Source organism: Arthrobacter sp. Br18 (assembly GCF_000520555.1).
Classification (GTDB): domain Bacteria; phylum Actinomycetota; class Actinomycetes; order Actinomycetales; family Micrococcaceae; genus Arthrobacter_D.
Genome location: NZ_KI914890.1, coordinates 149,620 through 156,337, shown reverse-complemented (window position 1 = coordinate 156,337; position 6,718 = coordinate 149,620). Strand labels below are relative to the sequence as shown.

4 protein-coding genes are annotated in these 6,718 nt (G+C 68.1%); 3 read left to right on the top strand and 1 reads right to left on the bottom strand.

Translation table 11 applies throughout. The annotated features are described in order from the left end of the window. Positions 1–195 precede the first annotated feature (195 nt). Positions 196–792: a MerR family transcriptional regulator gene (locus tag Y704_RS0115920; protein WP_026550851.1), complete on the top strand. Its 597-nt coding sequence runs from the start codon at positions 196–198 to the stop codon at positions 790–792. Between the two features lie 48 nt (positions 793–840). On the opposite strand, the gene Y704_RS0115915 is transcribed toward Y704_RS0115920, so the two are convergent. Beyond that, positions 841–1,668, bottom strand: coding sequence for a ParA family protein (locus tag Y704_RS0115915; RefSeq protein WP_026550850.1), 828 nt, complete (start codon positions 1,666–1,668; stop codon positions 841–843). A 224-nt stretch (positions 1,669–1,892) separates the two neighbouring features. On the opposite strand from Y704_RS0115915, the gene Y704_RS0115910 reads away from it, so the two are divergent. Together Y704_RS0115910 and Y704_RS0115905 are read left to right on the top strand one after the other, a co-directional pair. After that, entirely contained in the window at positions 1,893–5,309 is a 3,417-nt protein-coding gene (locus Y704_RS0115910) for a pyruvate carboxylase (RefSeq protein ID WP_026550849.1), read from the top strand. Then, a complete protein-coding gene (locus Y704_RS0115905) occupies positions 5,306–6,709 on the top strand; it encodes a mycothione reductase (RefSeq protein ID WP_026550848.1) in 1,404 nt (467 codons plus the stop codon). Before Y704_RS0115910 ends, Y704_RS0115905 begins: the two co-directional genes overlap by 4 nt. Positions 6,710–6,718: the final 9 nt, after the last annotated feature.

Sequence of the window (6,718 nt, the reverse complement as noted above, 5' to 3'; positions counted from 1 at the left end):
GTGTCGGCCGCGGCTGCGTCCGACACGGGAATTCTTCCGGGGCAGGGTCTTTGACCTTCGAACCGCAGCGATCTAACGTCGAAGATAATAGTTCCCATTGCAACGACGCCGCACCCGGGGCACACTTGAGTTCAAATCCCCGGGCTTGCAGGCTTTCGTGGCACCATTCCGGGGAACCCAACGAGGAGGCAGCGCGTGAGTCCGAAGGGTGATGCCGGTGAATTCGCGGGCCACGCCGCGGCCGGCCCCGGCATACCCGCCAGCGCCCAGGGATTACTGTTCACCGAGGACCTTCCGGTGCTCGACGAGGACGCCGGCTACCGGGGACCCATCGCCTGCAAGGCTGCAGGAATCACCTACCGCCAGCTCGACTACTGGGCCCGGACAGGGCTCGTGGAGCCTGCTGTGCGAGGGGCGACAGGCTCCGGGACACAGCGGCTCTATGGTTTCCGTGACGTCCTGGTACTGAAGGTTGTGAAGCGCCTGCTGGACACCGGGGTGTCGCTCCAGCAGATCCGCACCGCGGTGGAGCACCTGCGGGAGCGCGGCGTCGAGGACCTGGCCCAGATCACCCTGATGAGCGACGGCGCGAGCGTCTACGAGTGCACGTCAGCAGACGAGGTCATCGACCTCGTGCAGGGCGGTCAGGGCGTGTTCGGCATTGCAGTGGGGCGGGTGTGGCGTGAAGTCGAGGGCACCCTCGCCGCACTCCCGAGCGAACACGCACCCGACCAGGGGTTCCCCGACGACGAACTGAGCAAACGGCGCACGACGGCACGCCGCATCAGCTAGCGTGATGCGAGGCGGCAATCGCGCAGTGGGCGGCGAACCGCCGTCCGCCTAACGCCGGGGGGAGCGGCGTCGAAGGCGGCCTGAATCGAACAGGTTTCCCAGCAGCTCGTCGAAGTGCGCCGATGTCTGCCGCGCCGCATCGCCCGGCCAGGAATGCACCGCATGGGCGGCGCCCTGGATCTGCTGCCAGTTCGACTGCTCCGGAATCTTCGGGCTGAGCAGGAGGTCGCCGAACATGCGTTCCATTTCCCGCAGTCGAAACGCATGCTCGTTCGACGCCGGCCGCACACGGTTCGCTACGATGCCGGCGGTCTGGAGGTTCGGCGCGAACTCCGGTCGAAACAGCTCGAGGGCATGCAGTGCGCGCTCCGTCCCCGCTACGGAGAACAGAGCCGGCTCGGCCACCAGGAGCACCTGGTTGCTCGCCGTCCACGCCATGCGGGTGAGCCCGTTGAGCGAGGGTGGACAGTCGATGAGGACCAGACTGTACTTATCCACGCGCGACAACAGGGTGGCGAGCCTCTTGAGGTCGCGGGCGCCGAGGTCGGGTCGGTCATAGCCCGCTGAGGAACCGGAACCCAGGGCCACGTCAAGCACCGCTTCCCTGCCTGCCGGGGATTGCCGTCCGGCCCCTGCAATCCAACCGGCGGGGACCGCGTTGGCCGCAAGATCGCCGCGTCGGGCGTCCTTCAGCAGGCGGCCGATGTCCAGCCGATCCCCGCGGTGGGCGCCCAACCCCCGCGTGGCATCAGCATGCGGGTCAAGGTCGACGACGAGGGTGGGGACTCCTGCCGCCAAAGCCGCTGATGCGAGCCCCAGGGTGACCGAAGTCTTGCCCACTCCGCCTTTGAGGCTGCTGATACTGACAATCTGCACGTTGGATACCATCCCTAAGCCGGTGCCGCTGCGGCAGGGTGCGCCGCAGCCAGGCACGAAAATTTCCCTGTCCATTCTAAAGGGGGCTCCTGCCTGCCGGGGACGGCCGACCTGCGCCCTGTGAACCGTCCCGAGCGGATGAAATCCTGCGCCCGCCCCGAACTGTAGGATCGGAGAAACTTCACCAGCAAACCGCAACCGAGCCGCAAGGACGCAGGAGAGCGATGTTTTCGAAGATTTTGGTAGCTAACCGGGGCGAGATCGCCATTCGGGCTTTTCGTGCCGGGCATGAGGCCGGGGCGAAGACGGTGGCGGTGTTCCCTTTTGAGGACCGTAACTCGATTCACCGGCAGAAGGCCGATGAGGCGTACTTGATCGGCGAGGAAGGCCATCCGGTGCGGGCGTACCTGGATATCGAGGAGATCGTGCGTGTCGCCAAGGAGTCGGGGTGTGATGCCATCTACCCGGGCTATGGATTTCTGTCGGAGAACCCCGGGCTCGCGAAGGCCGCGGCGGATGCCGGCATCGTCTTCGTGGGCCCGCCTGCGGATGTGCTGGAGTTGGCGGGGAACAAGGTGAAGGCGTTGGACGCGGCCCGGGCAGCAGGCATCCCGGTGCTGGCGTCCTCGCGGCCCAGTGCGGACGTCGCGGAACTTATTGCGGCGGCGGAGGAGATCGGCTTTCCGATCTTCGCCAAAGCGGTCGCGGGCGGCGGCGGGCGCGGCATGCGCCGGGTCGATACCCGGGAGGCACTCCCGGAGGCGCTGGAAGCCGCGATGCGCGAGGCGGAATCGGCGTTCGGGGATCCCACGATGTTCCTTGAACAGGCGGTGTTACGGCCGCGCCATATCGAGGTCCAGATTTTGGCCGACGCCGAAGGCAACGTGATGCATTTGTTCGAGAGGGACTGTTCGCTGCAGCGCCGGCATCAGAAGGTCATCGAGATCGCCCCGGCCCCGAACCTCGATGAGGGGATCCGGCAGGCCCTGCACCGCGACGCCGTGAAATTCGCGACCGCCCTGGGCTATGTGAATGCCGGGACGGTGGAGTTCCTGGTGGACACGGTGGGGGAGCGGGCCGGCCAGCACGTGTTCATCGAGATGAACCCCCGCATCCAGGTCGAGCACACGGTCACGGAGGAAGTCACCGACGTCGACCTGGTGCAGGCGCAGTTGCGCATCGCGGCGGGGGAGACTCTGGCGGATCTGGGGCTCAGCCAGGACACGGTGTATCTGCGGGGCGCGGCGCTGCAGTCCCGTATCACCACGGAGGACCCGGCGAACGGGTTCCGGCCCGACGTCGGACGTATTTCCGCCTATAGGTCGGCCGGTGGTGCCGGGGTGCGCCTGGATGGCGGGACGGTGTATGCCGGGGCGGAGATCAGCCCGCATTTCGACTCGCTGCTGGTCAAGCTCACCTGCCGGGGCCGGGACTACGCCTCGGCCGTGACCCGGGCCCGCCGTGCCCTGGCGGAATTCCGGGTCCGCGGGGTGTCCACGAACATCTCCTTCCTGCAGGCGGTGCTGGATGATCCCGACTTCATCGCCGGGAACGTCGCCACGTCCTTCATCGACGAGCGCCCGGAACTGCTGACGGCCCGCATTCCGGCGGACCGCGGCACGAAACTGCTCACCTGGTTGGCGGAGGTAACGGTGAACAAGCCGCACGGGGAACGCCCGGTGCACCTTGACCCGCAGGAGAAGCTCCCCCGGATCCCCCAGGAGGACCGGGATGCGCCGCTCCCCGCCGGTTCACGCCAGCGCCTCCAGGAACTCGGCCCCGAAGGCTTCGCGTCCGAGCTTCGGGCGCGGACCGCCGTCGCGGTGACGGACACGACGTTCCGGGACGCGCACCAGTCGCTGCTGGCGACCCGGGTGCGGACCCGGGATCTGGTGGCCGCCGGCGGGCCGGTGTCCCGCCTGACCCCCGAGTTGTTGTCGGTCGAGGCGTGGGGAGGAGCGACCTACGATGTGGGCCTGCGTTTCCTGGGCGAGGATCCGTGGGACCGGTTGGACGCGCTGCGCCGGGAGATTCCGAACATCTGCCTGCAGATGCTGCTGCGCGGACGCAACACCGTGGGCTACACCCCCTACCCGGAAGCCGTCACGACGGCGTTCGTCACCGAGGCCGCGGCGTCGGGGATCGATATCTTCCGGATCTTCGATGCCCTGAACGACGTCTCCCAGATGGAGCCCGCGATCCGGGCGGTCCGCGCCACCGGCACCGCCGTCGCCGAGGTGGCCCTGTGCTACACCGCCGACATGCTCGACCCGGACGAAACCCTGTACACCCTGGAGTACTACCTCGACCTGGCCCAGCGGATGGTCGATGCCGGGGCGCATATCCTGGCGATCAAGGACATGGCGGGGCTGCTCCGCCCGGCCGCGGCGGTGAAGCTGGTCACCGCACTGCGGGAACGCTTCGAGCTGCCCGTGCACCTGCACACCCACGACACCGCGGGAGGTCAGCTCGCGACCCTCCTGGCCGCCGTCGAGGCAGGCGTGGACGCCGTCGATGTCGCCAGCGCCCCCCTGGCCGGGACCACGAGCCAGCCCTCGGCCTCGGCCCTGGTCGCGGCCCTGGCCCACACGCCGCGCGAGACCGGGCTGGACCTCGACGCGGTCTGCTCGCTGGAGCCCTACTGGGAAGCGGTCCGCCGCATCTACTCACCGTTCGAATCCGGGCTGCCCGGACCCACCGGGCGGGTCTACCGGCACGAAATTCCCGGCGGGCAGCTCTCGAACCTCAAGCAGCAGGCCATCGCCCTGGGTCTGGGGGAACGCTTCGAGGCCATCGAGGACATGTACACGGCAGCGGATCGGATCCTCGGGCGCCTGGTGAAGGTCACCCCGTCCTCCAAGGTCGTGGGGGATCTCGCCCTGCAGCTCGTCGGCTCCAACGCCGACCCGGCCGAGTTCGAAGCCAACCCGCAGGACTATGACATCCCGGATTCGGTGATCGGCTTCCTCAACGGCGAGCTCGGGGATCCTCCCGGCGGCTGGCCGGAACCCTTCCGCACCAAGGCCCTCCAGGGACGCAAGGCCCGCCCCGGGATCACCGCCCTGGATCCGAAGGATGAGAAGCAGCTCGCCGGGGACTCCGCCGGGCGCAGGACCACCCTGAACCGTCTGCTGTTCGCCGGCCCCGCAGCCGAGTTCGCGGCGACCCGGGAGACCTATGGGGACGTCTCGGTGCTGGGCACCTCCGACTACCTCTACGGTCTCCAGCAGGGCTCCGAGCACGTCATCGAACTGGAGAAGGGCGTCCGGCTCATCGCCCGCCTCGAGGCCGTATCCGACGCCGACGAGAAAGGCATGCGCACCGTCATGTGCGTGTTGAACGGGCAGATGCGCCCCGTGAGCGTCCGCGACCGCAGCGTCACCAGTGACGTCAAAGCCGCCGAAAAGGCCGACCCCACCAAGCCCGGCCACATCGCCGCTCCCTTCGCCGGCGCCGTCACCATCACCGTGGAGGAGGGAGCGACGATCGCCGCCGGAGACACCGTCGCCACCATCGAAGCCATGAAGATGGAAGCGAACATCACCAGCCCCGTCGCCGGGACGGTGAAGCGCATCCCCGCGGACGCAGCCCAGGTCCAGGGTGGTGACCTCCTGCTCGAGGTCACCCCGGAGGGGACGTGACCCACTATGATCTCGCGATCGTCGGTTCAGGGTCGGGCAACACCCTGATCACGCCTGCTTGGGACGACCGGCGGGTCGCGCTGATCGACGGCGGCACCTTCGGCGGGACCTGCCTGAACGTGGGGTGCATCCCGACGAAGATGTTCGTCTATCCTGCAGAGCTCGCCACGGCGGCGCGTGAGTCGACCCGGCTGGGAGTGGACCTGACCCTCGATGGCGCGAGGTGGTCCGACATCCGCGACCGCATCTTCACCCGCATCGACGCCATCTCCCGGGGAGGGCGCAGCTACCGGGCCGACGAACTGGACAACGTCACCCTCTACGAGGATTCCTTCAGCCTGACGGGCGAGAAATCCCTGGTCTCCGGAACCGGTGAGCACATCACCGCCGACCAGGTGGTGATTGCGGCAGGATCACGCGCAGTGCTGCCCGACATCCCCGGCATCACGCTTCCGCAGGTCCACACGTCCGATACTGTGATGCGGCTTGCCGCCCAGCCCGCGCGCCTGCTCATCATCGGCGGCGGCTACATCGCGGCGGAATTCGCGCACGTCTTCGGAGCCTTCGGCACCGAGGTCACCCTGGTGGCGCGCTCCGGCGCCCTGCTCCGAGCCCTCGACGAGACGGTCTCGATGCGCTTCACCGAGGCAGCCTCGAAGCAGTGGCAGGTCCGTCTCGACTCGTCCGTCGCAGCACTGACGGAGAACCCCGACGGGTCGGTGCGGGCCCTCGTCTGCGGGCCAGGGGGAGCGGAGGCCCTCGACGTCGATGTGGTGCTGGTGGCAACGGGCAGGATCGCCAATACTGATCGACTCGGGGCATCGGAGGCGGGTTTCGACCTTGCCGCGAACGGCAGCCTGTGCGTGGACGGCCACCAGCGGGTTCTTCGGGGAGGGCAGCCCGTCACGGGTGTCTGGGCACTGGGGGACGTCAGCAGCGCGCACCAGCTCAAGCATGTCGCCAATCATGAGGCGAGGGTGGTCGCGCACAACCTGCTGCACCCGGGGGACCTGCGCCTGAGCGATCACCGGTATGTGCCCGCGGCGGTCTTCACCCACCCGCAGCTGGCCGCCGTCGGGATGACCGAGAAAGAAGCGCTTCAGCACGGTGAATCAACAGGGATCGAGATCGTGACCGCCGTCCAGCAGTACGGCTCCACCGCCTACGGATGGGCCATGGAGGACACCACCGGCTTCGTGAAGCTGCTGGCCGAGCGGGGCTCGGGCCAGCTGCTCGGCGCCCACATCCTGGGGCACGAGGCGTCGATGATCATCCAGCCCCTCATCCAGGCGATGTCGTTCGGGCTGAGCGCACACGATATGGCGAAAGGCCAGTACTGGATCCACCCGGCCCTGACCGAAGTGGTGGAGAACGCCCTGCTGTCACTGGGAACCGGCTGACGGCCCCGG